Origin of the sequence: Mesorhizobium sp. LNHC221B00 (assembly GCF_000502935.1) — a bacterium.
Classification (GTDB): domain Bacteria; phylum Pseudomonadota; class Alphaproteobacteria; order Rhizobiales; family Rhizobiaceae; genus Mesorhizobium; species Mesorhizobium opportunistum.
In genome coordinates, this window is record NZ_AYWR01000003.1 from 156,203 (window position 1) to 172,190 (window position 15,988).

A 15,988-nucleotide genomic window follows, 5' to 3' on the forward strand; every position below is an offset into this window, starting at 1 on the left:
ATATAGTGACGTATATTGACACCCGTCATATACGAGCCTATATCAGGCTAGCTCATACAGAAATCGTATACGCCATGAAGATCAGAACAGCTCGCGACATTGGAATCCTGATCAAGGAGGCCCGCACCCGGCGCGGCCTGTCACAGGCTGCCTTGGCCAAAATGATCACCACGACGCAGACGTGGGTGTCGTGGATCGAGAACGGCAAGCCCAGCGCCGAGATCGGCAACGTGCTACTGGCGCTGACCACGCTTGGTGTGGAGATGGACTTTCAGATCCCGCCGGCGCCGACGTCGGCTGATCATCATCATAATGCCGATGAACGGCATGTCGACGATGACGACGACGAGATTCCCTACAAGCTCTAGATGACGATGATCATGATGAACCCGATCGACACCCTCGACGTCTATATCGCTGGCAGACCGGTTGGGGGGCTCCACCACCTGCAGGGCGGCAAGCTTTCGTTCTCCTATCACGAGGCATGGATGGAAGGCCCGGTGGCGATCCCGCTCTCCCTGTCCCTGCCGACGATCACCAGGACCTACGAGGGCAAGGTCGTCGAGGCATTCCTCTGGGGCCTACTGCCGGATAATGAGCAGACCCTCGCCAGATGGGCGCAGAGGTTCCAGGTCTCCGCCCGAAACCCGTTTGCCCTGCTCAAGAATGTCGGCCGCGACTGCGCCGGCGCCGTCCAGTTCCTTTCGCGTGGCGACCAGATTTCCCGCGGCGAGAACGTGGAGTTGCTCACCGAGGCGCAGATCGGCGACCGCCTGCGCGATCTGCGCAAAGATGGTGCAGCGACCCGGCGAATCGGCGATCCTGGTCAGTTCAGTCTCGCTGGTGCGCAGGCAAAGACGGCGTTCCATTTCGATAAGGGCAGCAATCGCTGGGGGATCCCTCTAGGCGACACGCCCACGACACACATCTTCAAGCCGCCTTTGCCGCACTTGCACGGGCATACCGAGAACGAGCATTTCTGCCTGCAGCTTGCATCCAAGCTCGGCATGGACGCTGCACATAGCCAGGTTCTCGACTTCGCAGGCGAAAAGGCAATCGTTATCGAGCGCTACGACCGCCGCAACAACGAGGGCAAGACCATCCGCATCCATCAGGAGGACATGTGCCAGGCCCTGTCGGTGATGCCGACGCTCAAGTACGAGAACCAGGGTGGGCCAGGTATCACGACGATCTCCAGAAAGGTGCTGTCGGCCTCCCTCGACCCCGTCCAAGACCGTCAGATCTTCATGGCCGCGAACGTCTTCAACTGGATCATCGCCGGCACGGACGCGCATGCAAAGAACTACTCGATGCTGCTCGGAGCCCAGGGCGAGGCCCGCCTAGCTCCGCTCTACGACATCTCCTCCATTCTGCCGCACCTCGGGGGAGAGATCCAATCTGAGATGCGCGACCTTAAACTGGCGATGAAGATCGACAGAGTCTATCCCATCGAGGAGATCATGCCGCGCCACTGGGGGCGCTGTGCGTCCTCAGCAAAGGTTGGCGGCGAGTACACGGTGCGGACGATCCGCCATCAGCTCGCGGTGATGCCCGATATGGCATCGGAGTGCGCCCAAGAGCTTCGCCAGGAGGGGATCATCCATGAGATCGTTGGTCGCCTCGTCGACGCGATCGCGACGCGCATCAAGGGCTTGTCCCGGATCTATGGAGAGGAAGGTTGTGGAGGTTAAAGTCGGGCGGGGATAGCGGATCCACGGACTAATGCCGGCGAAACGGACGGACCGCACACTGCCCACGGGATTCTCGCTCTAATAGCGCGCGGCCCCGGGCCGGGTAGATGGCCGGTTTCGGAACCGGCCATCGGCAGCTTGAATGACGGAAATGGGGTCGGCTGCAGAACGGCAGCTTCCTGCCGAACGCGGTCAACTTTCTCTCCGGAAAATCTGACAATGCGGGCCTACGATTTGGCGTCGAGTTGTGGCGTTTTTCGACGGTCAGTATGATTTCCGGCGGTTGGAGATTTGTATCGGCGTTTGATGAACGGCCTCTGTTGGTTTCAAAGTGGATGGTCGCGTTGGTGTGTGGACAGCAGGCTTGCGGCGTCCCTCGATTGAGATCACCCGCAGGTTTTTGCTCTTGAGTTCATCCAGATAATCGGCCCACCACTGCATCATCTCGACGCGCTCGTCCCAGTGCTCTGCCCGGGCGTAGGCGCGCCGAACGTCGTTGTTCTCAATGTGGGCCAGCTGCCGCTCTATCGCGTCCGGATGCCACTTGCCGCATTCGTTCAGCAGAGTTGATGCCGTTGCTCGAAAACCATGCGCGGTAGCTTCTTCCTTGCTGTAACCCATACGACGCAGTGCGGCGTTAAGGGTATTGTCGGAAATCGGACGCGAAGCCGATCGAACACTAGGAAACAGCAGCGATCCATCACCAGAGATTTCTCTCAGTGAAGTCAGGACGCTGATCGCTTGCTTTGATAGGGGTATGCGGTGCGGCCGTCGCATTTTCATGCGTGCTTCAGGGATCGTCCACACCGAGCTTTCAAAATCGAACTCTTCCCATTCAGCGGCGCGAAGCTCGCCTGGGCGGGGAAACAGCAGCGCTATCAGCTTCAGACCGGCTCGCGTTGTAGGCTGTCCGTCAAATGCATGGATCGCCCTCAGCAAACCGCCCAAGGCCTTCGGATCGGTAATCGCGGCGCGAGACGTTACCTTCGGACTGATGAGTGCGCCTCTGAGGGCGAAGGTCGGATCTGTCTCGGCGCGTGCGGTCGCGATCGCGTATCGAAACACGCTGCCGATGGTGGAGCGCAGTCGCCTGGCCGACTCATATCGACCGCGAACCTCCACGCGACGGAGGGCGGTAAGGATGCTGGCCGGCTCGATCTCCCGAATGCACTTGTCGCCGATTATCGGATAGGCAAAGTCGAGCAGCCATTTGACCTTGCTGATCGTCCGGTCGGCACGTCCCTCCTTCTTCAGCTTGTCAACATATTCGTCCGCGATTGAGCGAAAGGAGTCCTTTGCCGAATCGGCCTTCCGCAAGCTGCGTTCCTTTCCAGGGTCGACGCCAGCTAGCAGGAGCCTTTTAGCATCATCGCGCGCCTCCCGTGCCTCGGCGAGAGAGATAAGGGGATAGCTGCCCAGCGCGAGCAGTTTCTGCTTGCCGTCAAAGCGGTAGGCGAGCCGCCAGAGGCGAGAGCCCGTGGGCTGTACCCATAGCTGCAGCCCGCCCCCGTCAGACAATTTCGCGAGTTTGGAAGCAGGGCGGGCGTTTCGACATTTCACGTCGGATAGGGCCATTCGTCAGGTCTCCCTTGGCTGTTTCGATACCATCAGGATGTCGAATACCAACGGAAATACCATCCCCCCGCCTCGTTGGATCAAATGCGCCCGAAGCGCTCTCTGTCACGCCTAATTGCGCAATGCGACAGCAAAAGATCAATAATTCCAGTCGCTTGCAGAAGCTGCAGCGTAGACGGTTCGGCTAAACGGAGTGTCGGGAGAAGAGGGGATGGTGCCCAGAGGCGGATTCGAACCACCGACACGCGGATTTTCAGTCCGCTGCTCTACCAACTGAGCTATCTGGGCCTGTTCCGGCAACCGAAATTGCGTTGACCGGATTTCACGAAGGCGCCGTGAGGCGCCCTTTGAAAGCGCGTGGGTTATAGCACGGGAATTCGGCCTGTCCAGCGCCTAGGTTGCGATTTCAGACAGGAAAAGACGTGCAGTGTGGTGGGTCCCTTTCCATGCTGCTTTCATCCCCGGAATGGCGCGCGGCCTGTACTGTTTCGGGCCTCGGCATCCTTGCCCGAGCCCGCGATTGCCCTTTGCCGGCAGCCCGACCTGCCTTTTAGCCGACAATTGAGATGCGGCGAGATGCGGTGAGATGCGGCGATGGGCGAGATGCCGAAATGTGCTCGCATCCCTGGCCAGGCCCCAACCGGCCTGCGGGCTATCTGGCGCTGGCTAGGCCCTTGCGAAAATCGGAGGGCGTCATGCCGGCCAGCTTGCGGAACGATTTGTTGAAGGCGCTGAGCGAACCGAAGCCCGAATCCATGGCAACGCGGAGCACATTGGCGTCCTGATGCATCAACAGCGCCTGTGCGTAGCTCAACCGCAGAAGGTTGACATATTCGTTCAACGTCATGCCGGTCGACTTCTTGAACAGGCTCATGGCGTATTTGGGATGGATGTCGGCCGCCCCGGCAATGTTCACGCAATCGATGTCGTAGAGGAAGTTTTCGGCGATGAAATCGCACATGCGCCCGACATTGCGCGACGATTGCTGGTCGAAGGGACTACCCGTCTCGTGCCCGGCTGCGGTTTCGGGCACGAGCCGGTAAGGCTCGAACCGCACCCGCTCCAGCCGCAGCAGAAGTTCGTTGACGGCATGCTCGGCCTTGGTCGGGTCGCCCGAGCGGGCATAGCGGTTCCAGCGGGCGAAATTGTCGTTGTCGGATTGATCGGTGGCGCCGGTCACCAGCGTCGCGCCCGTCATCAGCCGATGGCGAATGTCCGCCGGCAGGTGCAACCGGAAGAAATGCACCAGCGGCAGATGCGCGCCGGCATAGACGGTGTCGTCGCTCAAATCGTCCATCTGGTGCGGCAGGCCGCCCCAGAACAGGCACATCTCACCGGCCGAAAGCGAGATTTCGTGCTCGTTCATGCGGTAGTGCACGCTGCCACGCACGATGAAATTCACCTCGACCTGGGCATGCCAGTGCGGCTTGAGCATCACCAGGGGAGTGGTGTGAAACATCTGCAACAGCAGCGGCAGGCCTTCCACGCTGCTGGCGCCAGGCTGGTAAAACGGCCGTTCCGGCATCTTACTTTCCGCCAATTCCTTATTCCCTTTGTCCGGGACAAGCCTTCCGCGCTGCATAGTCTAGCCAGGCTCGCAGAGAGAGCAAATGAAATGGGAGGATTTCAATGCGCATCAAACTGTCCTGCGCCGCGCTTGCGCTTGCCCTGGGCTCAGCCCCGGCATTCGCGCAATCTGGCGAAATCACCATCTGGAGCTGGAACGTCGCCGCTTCGTCGCTGAAGGCGACGGTCGCCGGCTTCAACAAGCTGCATCCCGACATCAAGGTCACGGTCCAGGATCTCGGCAACCAGCCGACCTATGACAAGTCGATCGCCGGCTGTGCCGCAGGCGGTGTCGGCCTGCCCGACATCGTCACCATAGAGAACGGCGAGGCCGAGAATTACTGGAGCCAGTTCCCCGACTGCTTCGTCGACCTGCACACGCTGGGCTACAGCGCCGAAGACCAGAAGAAATTCCCCGATTTCAAGCGCACCGAGCTCGAAGTCGGCGACAAGGCCTATGCGATGCCGTGGGATTCCGGCCCGGTCGCCGCCTTCTATCGCCGCGACTTCTACGAAAAGGCCGGTGTCGATCCGGCGTCGATCAAGACCTGGGACGATTTCATCGCCGCCGGCAAGAAGATCCAGGCCGCCAATCCGGGCGTCTCGATGACCAATGCCGATTTCAACGGCGACACCGAATTCTTCCGTATGATCTCCAACGAGCAAGGCTGCTCCTATTTCGCCGAGGACGGCCAGTCGATCACGGTCAACCAGCCGAAATGTGTCGATACGCTGGCCAAGATCAAGGACATGAAGGATGCCGGCATCATGTCCTCGGCCGACTGGGGCACCAAGATCACCAACAACACCGCCGGCACGGTCGCCACCCAGGTCTATGGCGGCTGGTATGAAGGCACCATCCGTACCGAATCGGCGGGCGAAAACGGTAAATGGGGCGTCTATCTGATGCCGAGCCTGACCTCCGACGGCCCGCGCGCCGCAAATCTCGGCGGCTCATCGCTGGCCATTACCTCGGTGTCGAAGAACAAGGAGGCGGCTTACGAGTACCTGAAATACACGCTCGGAACCAATGAGGGCCAGATCACGATGCTGAAGGAATTCGGTCTCGTCCCCTCGCTGGTGTCGGCGCTGAATGATCCCTACGTCTCGGAAGGCCTGCCCTATTGGGGTGGCCAGGCTGTGTGGAAGGATATCCTCGGCACGTTGCCCAAGGTCGTCCCCAGCCGTGGCACGCAGTTCCAGAGCGACGCCGAAATCATCATGCGCGCGGTGCAGACCAAATATCTCGCCGGCGGCTATGCCGACGCCAAGGCAGCGCTCGACGATGCCGCCAGCCAGATCGCCGCGGCGACCGGACTGCCGGTCAAGTCATGACCTCCCAGACGGGGTCCGGGACGGCACTCGCGCCGCCCGGACCCGCGCGGACCACCAGCTTGAAACATCGACGGGAGAAGGAGGACGATGATGCGCAACCGTAACGCCACGGCCTATCGTTTCCTCGCTCCCTATCTCCTGATCTTCTCCGTCTTCTGGCTGTGGCCGATCATCTCCTCGTTCATGATCTCGTTCCAGGCGACGCGCACGGTGCCCTGGCGCTTTGCCCCCGGCTTCAACTGGGGCCGGCTGATCGGCGATCCGGCCTTCTTCAACGCTCTGAAGAACACGCTGCTCATCCTCGTCATCCAGGTGCCGGTGATGATCGCGCTGGCCATGGTGATGGCTGTGCTTTTGAATTCGCCGCTGTTGAAGGCGAGGGGGCTTTATCGCTTCGCTTTCTTCGCTCCGGTCGTGGTCGGCGAGGTCGCCTATTCGGCTGTTTTCCGGCTGATGTTCAGCCTCGATTTCGGCATCGTCAACAAGCTCCTGAACAGCGTCGGGCTGCCCAAGATCGACTGGTTCTCCAACGTCACACCGGCGATGGCTTTGATCATGATCGCGGTCACCTGGCGTTGGGCCGGCTACAACGCCATCATCCTTCTGGCCGGCATGCAGTCCATTCCCGAGGATGTCTACGAGGCGGCGACTCTCGACCGCGTCAGCAAGCTCAAGCAATTCTTCTACATAACCTTGCCGCTGTTGAAGCCGGTCATCGTGTTCTGCACGGTGCTGTCGATCATCGGCACCATGCAGCTGTTCACCGAGCCGTTCCTGATCACCGAGCGCGGCGGACCGGGCGGCGGCACCGAGACGCTCGGCCTGCTGCTCTACCGCCAGGGCTTCCGCTCGCTCAATTTCGGCTACGCCTCGGCCGTCGCCTATACTATGGCGGGGCTGGCGATCGCCATCACGCTGGTGCAACTGTGGCTGACGAGGGAAAAGCAATGAGCTCGCTCTCCTCGGCCCGCCTGAGACGCAGCCTCTTGCTGCATCTCTTCCTGACGCCGCTGGCGCTGATCTGGCTGTTTCCATTGTGGATGATGGTGGTGTTCTCGACCATGCCCGACAACGGCATATTCAGCCCGGGCATCGAGTTGCTGCCGCACGGCAATTTCGTCGACAATTTCAACAATCTGCAACGCGACACCAACTTCGTCGGAGCCATCGGCATCTCCGTCTCGGTGGCGGTGACCTACACCTTCCTGTCGGTGCTGTTGACGTCGATGGCCGGCTGGGCGCTGGCGCGCTACCAATTCTTCGGCAAGGGCGTGGTCGTCGCCATCATCCTCGGCACCATTACGCTGCCCTATGCGGTCGTGCTGATCCCGCAATTCATCATGGTGGCGCGCGACTTCCAACTCGCCAACACCTGGGTAGCGCTGATCGTGCCGCCGCTGTTCAATTCGCTGGGCGTCTTGTTCATGCGGCAGAGCTTCTCGATGATGCCGGACGACCTTTTCGACGCCGCGCGCGTCGAAGGCGTGAAGGAGTGGCGCATCTTCCTGTTCGTCGCGCTACCGCTGGCGCGGCCGATGTTGGCCGCACTCGCCATCATCCTGTTCCTCGCGTCATGGAACAATTATCTCTGGCCGCTTTTGATCAACAGCCAGCCGGGCTCGATGACCGCACCCGTGGCGCTAGGTACGCTGATCGGCCTCACCAAGGTATCGTGGGGCGGCATCATGGCCGGCGCCGTAATGCTGACCGTGCCGATGCTTGTCGTCTTCGTGCTGCTGCAGCGCCATTTCATCGCCGGCATCGCCGCCGGCGCGATCAAGTAAGGGCCAGCATGGCAACCGTTACGCTCAACAATGTCGTCAAGCGCTTCGGCACCTTCGAGGTCGTCCACGGCGCCAACATCGACATCAAGCACGGCGAGTTCGTCGTCTTCGTCGGCCCCTCCGGCTGCGGCAAGTCCACGCTGCTCAGGATGATCGCCGGGCTCGAGGACATCAGCGATGGCGAGATCGCCATCGGCGGCAAGGCTGTCAACGACGTCGAGCCGGCCGACCGCGGCATCGCCATGGTCTTCCAGTCCTATGCGCTCTATCCGCATATGAGCGTCGAGCAGAACCTCTCGTTCGGATTGCGCATGACCGGCAATCCGAAGGCCGACACGGAGCGGCGGGTGAAGCGGGCGGCCGAGATCCTGCGCATCAGCGAACTGATGGACCGGCGCCCGAAAAAGCTCTCCGGCGGCCAGCGCCAGCGCGTCGCCATCGGCCGCGCCATCGTGCGCGAGCCGCAGGTGTTCCTGTTCGACGAGCCGCTCTCCAATCTCGATGCCGAACTGCGCGTGCAGATGCGGGTCGAGATCTCGCGCCTGCACAAGGAACTCGGCGCCACCATGGTCTATGTCACGCACGACCAGACCGAGGCGATGACGCTGGCTGACCGGATCGTCGTGCTGCGCGCCGGCCATATCGAGCAGATCGGCAGGCCGCTCGAACTCTACGACGATCCCGACAATTTGTTCGTGGCGGGGTTTGTCGGCTCGCCGAAGATGAACTTCATCAAGGGCCACATCGTCGGGCGCGATGCGCGTGGTGTCGTGGTCGAGTTGGCGGGCCAGGAGAAAACCCGCATCACCCAGCCGCTGAGCGGCACCACGCCGGAGGCCGGGACGAAGGTCATTGTCGGCGTGCGGCCCGAACATTTCGGCGTCGCCGGAGAAGGCGACACCGATCTCGTTGTCGCCATCGACGTGATCGAACACCTTGGCGGCACGAGCTTTCTTTATGCCCGCACGGCGCACGGCGAAGATGTGGTGATCCAGCGCGACGCGGCCAAGGTTCCCGACACGTCCGAAGTCACCGTTTCCATCCGCAAATCCTACCTGTTCGACGAAAAGGGGCTGCGGCTGCGCTGACTGGCCGCCCCTCCCAGCCTTCAAGGAGAATGACAATGACTGCAACCACGCCCATTCGCTGGGGCATTCTTGGTCCGGGCGGCATCGCCCAAGCCTTCGCCGGCGGCGTGGCCGCTTCGCACACCGGAAAGCTGGTCGCCATCGGCGCGCGCAATCCCGCCAAGCCGGGCCTTGCGGAGAATTTCCCCGGTGCCCGCATCCTCGACGGCTATGGGGCCTTGCTCGACGATCCGCAGGTCGATGCCGTCTACATCGCGGTACCGCATCCCGGCCATGCGCAATGGGCGATCCGGGCGGCGGAAGCGGGCAAGCATGTGCTGTGCGAAAAGCCATTGGCGCTGACCGCCTTCGAGGCCGACGCCATGATCCACGCCGCGCGCAAGGCCGGCACCTTTCTCGGCGAAGCCTTCATGTACCGGCTGCATCCGCAGACGCTGAAGCTGGTGGAACTCATCAAGTCCGGCGTCATCGGCGAGATCAGGATGATCAAGTCGAGCTTCGGTTTCGCCATGCCGGGCTTCATGCCGCAACATCGGCTCTACGCCAACGATCTCGCCGGCGGCGGCATCCTTGACGTTGGCGGCTATCCCGTCTCGATGGTCCGGCTGATTGCCGGGGCGGCGGCTGGAAAACCCTTCATCGAGCCCGACAAGGTGGTGGGCACCGCCCATCTCGGCCAGTCCGGCGTCGATGAGTGGGCTTCGGCGCTGCTGCATTTCCCTGATGGCATCGTCGCCGAGGTCTCCTGCAGCATCTCGCTCAACCAGGACAATGTCCTGCGCATCCTCGGTACCAAGGGCCGCATCGAAGTACCGGACTTCTGGTTCGCCGGTGGCAACCGCGACGTCGGCCTCGGCCACATCGACGTGATCGGCTCCGACGGGTCGCAAGAGACGATCAGCGTCAACGAAAAACGCCATGTCTATTCCTTCGAGGTCGACGGCGCCGGTGAGGCGATCCGCGCCGGGCGGCAGGAATTCGCCTGGCCGGGGATGGGCTGGGCCGACAGTCTCGGCACCTTGCGCGTGCTCGACAGATGGCGCGCCGCCGTCGGGCTGGAGTATGAGATCGAAAAGGCCCCGCTGCGCACCAGCACCATTTCCGGCCGGCCGCTGCGCCCCAGCGGCACAGCGATCGCCAAGCGCGCCATCCCAGGCCTGGCGAAACAGGCATCCATAGTGGCGCTCGGCTTCGAGGATTTCCGCACCTTCTCCTCGGGTTCGATCCTGCTCGACGCTTTCTTCGAAGCTGGCGGCAACCTCTTCGACACCGGCTATGTCTATGGCGGCGGCTACACCGAGACGCTGCTCGGCCAATGGTTGAAGAACCGTGGCGTGCGCGAGCAGTCGGTGATCATCGCCAAGGGCGCGCATTCGCCGCTCTGCTATCCCGACGTGATCGGCAAGCAGCTCGCCCAGTCGCTCGATCGGCTGCAGACCGATCATGTCGACATCTATTTCATGCACCGCGACAACCCTGAGGTGCCGGTCGGCGAGTTCGTCGATGCGATGGACCGCGAGGTCAAGGCAGGCCGCATCCGCGGTCCGTTCGGCGGCTCGAACTGGACGATGCAGCGCATGGACGAGGCGATTGCCTATGCCGAACGGACCGGCAAGCAGAAACCCGGCGCGCTCTCCAACAACTTCTCGCTGGCCGAGATGCTGGAGCCGATCTGGGCGGGGTGCATCACCTCCTCCACCGATGACTGGAAGGCCTGGCTGGCATCCAGGCAGATGCCGAATTTCGCCTGGTCGAGCCAGGGCCGCGGCTTCTTCACGGACCGCGCCGGACGCGACCTGCGCGACAATGAGGAACTGGTGCGGGTCTGGTATTCGGAGCGCAATTTCGGCCGCCGCGACCGGGCGATCGAACTCGCCGCACGACTGGGCAAGAGCCCGATCCACATCGCGCTGGCCTATGTGCTCAACCAGCCTTTCCCGTCGATTCCGTTGATCGGGCCGCGCACGCTGGGCGAGCTGGACGACAGCCTGCGCGCCCTCGACATCAAGCTTTCGCCGGCCGATCTCGAATGGCTGGATAGTGGCAGGCTGCACGCCGCCTGACACGCATCAAACAAGGACAAAGCGGCGTCAGGTCTCGTCATCGGACACCCTGACGCCACCCCGGGGCGGGGTGCGCAAGCTGGCGTACATGCCGGTGGTGCGGAATTGGCTGGGCGTGGTGCCATAAAGGCGGCGGAACACCTTTGAAAAATAGTTAGCGTCCTCGAAGCCGCACAGGATGGCGACTTCCTTCACCGGCAGGAAGTCGGCCTTGGTCAAAAGCTTCGCCGCGCGCTGCAGGCGTTGCTGCAGCACGAATTCGGCTGGCGGCAAGCCTTCGCTCTCGGCGAAGCAGCGCGAGAAATGGGCCCGGCTGAGGCCGCTGATCTGGACCAGCTCCGCCACCGGCAGCGATTTGTCGAGGTTGGCGTTGATGTGATCGATGACCGGCTGCATGGCGCTCTGTTTCTCGGCAAAGGCGTGGGAGCCGAAGACATCGTCATAGAGCGCCATCGCAGCCTCGTAGGCGATCGCCGAAGCAGCGCCCGGCGAAGCGGCGCCCTTGACGAGCCGCAAGCTGCAATCGGCAAGATGATCTATCGTCGCCGGCTGCAGCCGGAACACCGGACCCGAAACGCTGAGGATCGACTTGTGGATGCGCAGCGCCTCCTCGCCGTTCATCGAGATCCAGAAATATTCCCAGCGCTCGTCCCTGGCCAGCCAGTAGCGGTGGTTGTGCGGTACCAGCACCAGCAATGTGTCGTTCCGCTGCAGGCGATAGTTGCGATTCTCGTAGCGCAGCCGGCCGGTTCCGCTGATCGTGTGCTGGAGCACGGTGAATGGCGTCTGGCCGCGTTTGCGCCCATCCCAGTCGTAGATTTCGTCCTCGCGCACTTCATAGCCCGTGCTTGTCGGCATGGCATGCAGGCGCTGGCGGCCGCGCGGCAGCGAGATCGTGCGCATCGACTGTCCGTTGGCGATCAAATCCCGCAGCACAAAATTACCCCTGAAAGCATAATCCTTCTCTGGTCGCGCTCGCGAATAAGCGCATAATCCCGCCTCGAAGAACGCGAATGACCCGCGTCGAGGAGCGGGCGGGAGGAGAAAAGCCGGATTCCGGCGTGAATGGCAGGCGCGCCTTGGCGTGTGGCCATATCCTCCCTTGTTGCTCCTTGCCTAGCATTCGATCGGATCGAGGTGAAGGTGATGAGTTTCAAAATCGCTATTATCGGCGCCGGCAGCGTCGGATTCACCAAGAAACTGTTCACCGACATTCTCTGCGTGCCCGAATTCAAGGACATCGAATTCGCGTTGACCGATCTCAGCGAGCACAATCTGCAGATGATCAAAGCGATCCTCGACAGGATCGTCGAGGCGAACGGATTGCCGACCAGGGTGACGGCAACCACCGACCGCCGTAAGGCGCTCGAAGGCGCGCGCTATATCATCAGCTGCGTTCGGGTCGGCGGCCTGGAAGCCTATGCCGACGACATCCGCATTCCCCTGAAATACGGCATCGACCAGTGTGTCGGCGACACGATCTGCGCCGGCGGCATTCTCTACGGCCAACGCAACATTCCGGTGATCCTCGACTTCTGCAAGGACATCCGCGAGGTTGCCGACACCAATGCCAAGTTCCTCAACTACGCCAACCCGATGGCCATGAACACCTGGGCGGCGATCGAGTACGGCAAGGTCGACACGGTCGGGCTCTGCCACGGCGTCCAGCACGGTGCCGAGCAGATCGCCAAGGTGCTGGGTGCGAAGTCGCCTGGGGAGCTAGACTATATCTGCTCCGGCATCAACCATCAGACCTGGTTCACCGATCTGCGCCTGAATGGCCGCAAGATCGGCAAGGACGAACTGGTTGCTGCCTTCGAGGCGCATCCGGTCTACTCACAGCAGGAGAAGCTGCGCATCGACGTGCTGAAGCGCTTTGGCGTCTATTCGACCGAAAGCAACGGCCATCTGTCCGAATACCTGCCCTGGTATCGGAAGCGTCCGGACGAGATCATGCGCTGGATCGACATGTCGGACTGGATCCATGGCGAGACCGGCGGCTACCTCCGCTACTCGACCGAGACCCGCAACTGGTTCGAGACGGAGTATCCGCAGTTCCTTGAAGCGGCCTCGAAGCCGATCGACGTGGCCAAGCGATCCAACGAGCATGCCAGCCACATATTGGAGGCGCTGGAGACCAACCGCGTCTATCGCGGCCACTTCAACGTCAAGAACAATGGTGTGATCACCAATTTGCCGCAGGACGCCATCATCGAGTCGCCCGGCTTCGTCGATCGTTTCGGCATCAACATGGCCGCCGGCATCACGCTGCCGGAGGCCTGTGCGGCGACCTGCATGTCTTCGATCAATGTCCAGCGCATGTCGGTCCATGCCGCGATATCGGGCGATATCGATCTCCTGAAGCTCGCCGTGCTGCATGATCCGCTGGTTGGCGCGGTGTCGACTCCGGAGGAGGTCTGGCAGATGGTCGACGAAATGGTCGTCGCCCAGGCCGCCTGGTTGCCGCAATACGCGCATGCCGTTCCGGCCGCCAAGGAGCGGTTGTCGAAATCCGTGGTCAAGACCCGCGAATGGGCCGGTGCCGCGCGGCGCAACGTCCGCTCGATCGAGGAGTTGCGCGCCGAAAAGGCCGCTCTGAAGCAGACCGGCTGAACCCGGGAGCGGCCGCGGATCCACGGGAGGCAGGTCCGCCGCAGTCAGCCGCCAATGCAGAAGACCAGCAGCAGAAAAAGTCTGAACACGAGGGAGGAGATAATGAGGAACCTACGCAACATTGGCATTGTCGCTGGACTGGCGCTGAGCGTCTCCGTTCCGGCGCTCAACGCCTTCGCTTCCGAACCGACGGTCCCGCCGACGCCGGCGACGTTTCCGGCCGAAGGCAAGATCAAGTATGTGGCGCGCGACTCCATCCTGGAGTTCAAGGCGCTGCCGGAATATCACGAGCCGGACTGGGTGACGGAAAAATACGTCAAGGCCGGCAAGCTGCCGCCTGTGAAGGACAGGCTGCCGAAGGAGCCGCTGGTCTTCAAGACCGCCAACATGCCCGATGGTATTGGCGTCTACGGCGATACGATGCGCCATGTCATCGGCGGGCGGCCGGAAGGCTGGAACTATGGCGCCGGCCAGACGCAAGGATGGGGCGGCATCGACATCGGTCTTTCCGAGTGCCTGACGCGCACCGCGCCGCTGTTCCAGGTCGAGGCCAAGGACACCGAGCCGCTGCCGAACCTGGCCAAAAGCTGGGACTGGTCGAAGGATGGCCACAAGTTGACCATGCATCTGGTCGAGGGCGCAAAATGGTCCGATGGCGTTGCCTTCAACGCCGACGACGTCATGTTCTACTGGGACGACGAGGTCATCGACCCGAACGTCTCTCCGTTGAATGGTGCGACACAGGAAACCTTCGGCGTCGGCACGACGCTGAAAAAGATCGACGATCATACCGTTGAGTGGACCTTCAAGGACGCCTTCCCGAAACAGTACCTCTACGCCATGGCCTACGGCACTTTCTGCCCCGGTCCCGCGCACATATTGAAGCCGCAGCATCCCAAATATTCGAAGAACACCTACGACCAGTTCAAGAACGCCTTCCCGCCGGAATATATGAACATGCCGGTGATGGGCGCCTGGGTGCCGGTCGAATACCGGCCGGACGACATCATCGTCATGCGCCGCAACCCCTACTACTGGAAGGTTGATGAAAAGGGTAACCAGCTGCCCTACCTCGACGAACTGCAGTACAAGCTGTCGACCTGGGCCGACCGCGACGTCCAGGCGGTGGCTGGCTCTGGCGACTTTTCAAACCTCGAGCAGCCGGAAAACTTCGTCGCCTCGCTGAAGCGCGCTGCGGAGTCGAACGCGCCGGCACGTCTGGCCTTCGGCCCGCGGCTCATCGGCTACAATCTGCGCCTGAACTTTTCCGCCAATGGCTGGGGCAACCCGGACGAGCGCGGCCAGGCCATCCGCGAGCTGAACCGCAACGAGGATTTCCGCAAGGCCGTCACCATGGCGCTCGACCGCAAGGCGCTTGGCGACTCCCTGGTCAAAGGGCCGTTCACCGCCATCTATCCCGGCGGCTTCTCGTCTGGCACCAGCTTCTATGACCGCAAGTCGACCGTCTATTATCCCTTCGACCTCGAGGGCGCCAAGGCCGAACTCGCCAAGGCCGGCCTCAAGGACACGGATGGCGACGGTTTCGTGAACTTCCCGGCCGGCGCCGCCGGCGGCAAGAACGTCGAGATCGTGATGCTGGTCAACAACGATTACGGCACCGACAAGAGCCTCGCCGAAGGCGTCGTCGCCCAGATGGAGAAGCTCGGGCTTCGGGTTGTGCTGAACGGCCTCAACGGCACCCAGCGCGACGCCTCGCAATATTCCGGCCGCTTCGACTGGCTGATCCGGCGTAACGACCAGGAACTGACCTCGGTCGTGCAGAACACCGAACAGCTCGCGCCGGTCGGTCCCAAGACCAGCTGGGATCACCGCGCGCCGGAAAGCGGCCAGGTCGACCTGATGCCTTTCGAAAAGAACCTCGTCGACATCGTCAACAAGTTCGTCTCCTCGTCGGACAATGACGAGCGCGCCAGCCTGATGAAGGAGTTCCAGAAGATATCGACGGAACACGTCTACAATATCGGCCTGACGGAGTATCCCGGGGCGCTGATCGTCAACAAGCGCTTCTCCAACATCCCGCAGGGTACACCGATCTTCATGTTCAACTGGGCCGAGGATTCGATCGTCCGTGAACGTGTCTTCGTCACCGCCGACAAGCAGGCGAAATACGAACTCTTCCCTGAGGAGCTCCCCGGCAAGCCCGGCGACAAGGGCCCGATGTAGGTTTACCTCCCCTGACTGAGAGAGACCCGGCCGCGCTGATGGCGCGGCCGGGAAAAACCAACCTCCGAACGCCCCAAGCGGCGCGTCCG

At 61.9% G+C, this 15,988-nt stretch carries 12 protein-coding genes and 1 tRNA gene; 9 read left to right on the forward strand and 4 right to left on the reverse strand.

Annotation, left to right across the window (positions count from 1 at the left end):
• Positions 1 to 74: 74 nt before the first annotated feature.
• Together X741_RS0134035 and X741_RS161265 are read left to right on the forward strand one after the other, a co-directional pair.
• On the forward strand, positions 75 to 368 hold the full coding sequence (locus X741_RS0134035; protein ID WP_023689355.1) for a helix-turn-helix domain-containing protein: 294 nt from the start codon (positions 75 to 77) through the stop codon (positions 366 to 368).
• Positions 369 to 1,691, forward strand: a complete 1,323-nt coding sequence (locus tag X741_RS161265; RefSeq protein WP_051410395.1) for a type II toxin-antitoxin system HipA family toxin — start codon at positions 369 to 371, stop codon at positions 1,689 to 1,691. It abuts the gene before it with no gap.
• A gap of 264 nt (positions 1,692 to 1,955) precedes the next feature.
• Here X741_RS161265 and X741_RS161260 read toward each other — a convergent pair whose 3' ends face one another.
• From X741_RS161260 to X741_RS161250, 3 genes are all read right to left on the reverse strand, one after another.
• Positions 1,956 to 3,266, reverse strand: coding sequence for an integrase arm-type DNA-binding domain-containing protein (locus tag X741_RS161260; RefSeq protein WP_023729047.1), 1,311 nt, complete (start codon positions 3,264 to 3,266; stop codon positions 1,956 to 1,958).
• A gap of 212 nt (positions 3,267 to 3,478) precedes the next feature.
• Positions 3,479 to 3,554: transfer RNA gene (locus X741_RS161255), tRNA-Phe, on the reverse strand.
• 364 nt (positions 3,555 to 3,918) lie between these two features.
• Entirely contained in the window at positions 3,919 to 4,791 is an 873-nt protein-coding gene (locus X741_RS161250) for a helix-turn-helix domain-containing protein (protein WP_023776472.1), read from the reverse strand.
• A 104-nt stretch (positions 4,792 to 4,895) separates the two neighbouring features.
• On the opposite strand from X741_RS161250, the gene X741_RS161245 reads away from it, so the two are divergent.
• The 5 genes from X741_RS161245 (at position 4,896) to X741_RS161225 (ending at position 11,102) form a co-directional block, all read left to right on the forward strand.
• The gene (locus X741_RS161245; RefSeq protein ID WP_023776473.1) at positions 4,896 to 6,167 is read left to right on the forward strand and encodes an extracellular solute-binding protein; all 1,272 of its coding nucleotides are present in this window, start codon (positions 4,896 to 4,898) and stop codon (positions 6,165 to 6,167) included.
• 90 nt (positions 6,168 to 6,257) lie between these two features.
• A complete protein-coding gene (locus X741_RS161240) occupies positions 6,258 to 7,118 on the forward strand; it encodes a sugar ABC transporter permease (RefSeq protein ID WP_013893681.1) in 861 nt (286 codons plus the stop codon).
• Entirely contained in the window at positions 7,115 to 7,951 is an 837-nt protein-coding gene (locus tag X741_RS161235) for a carbohydrate ABC transporter permease (RefSeq protein ID WP_023776474.1), read from the forward strand. The genes X741_RS161240 and X741_RS161235 overlap by 4 nt, the downstream gene beginning before the upstream one ends.
• Positions 7,952 to 7,959: 8 nt before the next feature.
• Positions 7,960 to 9,039, forward strand: a complete 1,080-nt coding sequence (ugpC, locus tag X741_RS161230; RefSeq protein WP_023776475.1) for a sn-glycerol-3-phosphate ABC transporter ATP-binding protein UgpC — start codon at positions 7,960 to 7,962, stop codon at positions 9,037 to 9,039.
• A gap of 35 nt (positions 9,040 to 9,074) precedes the next feature.
• On the forward strand, positions 9,075 to 11,102 hold the full coding sequence (locus X741_RS161225; RefSeq protein ID WP_023776476.1) for an aldo/keto reductase: 2,028 nt from the start codon (positions 9,075 to 9,077) through the stop codon (positions 11,100 to 11,102).
• A 27-nt stretch (positions 11,103 to 11,129) separates the two neighbouring features.
• Here X741_RS161225 and X741_RS161220 read toward each other — a convergent pair whose 3' ends face one another.
• Complete coding sequence (locus X741_RS161220) at positions 11,130 to 12,005, reverse strand: AraC family transcriptional regulator (protein ID WP_084018358.1); 876 nt, start codon at positions 12,003 to 12,005, stop codon at positions 11,130 to 11,132.
• 243 nt (positions 12,006 to 12,248) lie between these two features.
• Here X741_RS161220 and X741_RS161215 point away from each other — a divergent pair, with 243 nt between their 5' ends.
• Entirely contained in the window at positions 12,249 to 13,715 is a 1,467-nt protein-coding gene (locus X741_RS161215; protein WP_013893686.1) for an alpha-glucosidase/alpha-galactosidase, read from the forward strand.
• A 102-nt stretch (positions 13,716 to 13,817) separates the two neighbouring features.
• On the forward strand, positions 13,818 to 15,899 hold the full coding sequence (locus X741_RS161210; RefSeq protein WP_023776478.1) for an ABC transporter substrate-binding protein: 2,082 nt from the start codon (positions 13,818 to 13,820) through the stop codon (positions 15,897 to 15,899).
• The last annotated feature ends 89 nt before the right edge of the window (positions 15,900 to 15,988 follow it).